Source organism: Arthrobacter sp. SIMBA_036 (genome assembly GCF_046535135.1).
Lineage (GTDB): Bacteria > Actinomycetota > Actinomycetes > Actinomycetales > Micrococcaceae > Arthrobacter.
Genome location: NZ_JAWRXG010000241.1, coordinates 1 through 263, shown reverse-complemented (window position 1 = coordinate 263; position 263 = coordinate 1). Strand labels below are relative to the sequence as shown.

Sequence of the window (263 nt, the reverse complement as noted above, 5' to 3'; positions counted from 1 at the left end):
ACAAGCGGCAGCTGGTTGCCGCCAATGTCGATACCCTGTTGGTCGTGACTTCATGCAACGCCGATTTTGATCCGGCCCGGCTCGAACGTTACCTGATCATGGCGAGCGAGGCCGGGAGCAATCCGGTCATCGTACTGACGAAAGCCGATACCGCGAAGGATGTCGGCCAGTTTCAGGCGCAGGCGGAGGCATTGCAACGCGACCTGCCCGTGGTCGCGCTGAACGGACGCTCTGCCGATGCAATCTCCTTGTTGAAACCCTGG

Annotated in this window: 1 protein-coding gene; it reads left to right on the top strand. The window is 60.5% G+C overall.

Annotated elements, in window-relative coordinates:
- The coding region (rsgA, locus tag SB659_RS19760) for a GTPase RsgA (protein ID WP_410551642.1) at nt 1–263 on the top strand (263 nt) is incomplete at both ends.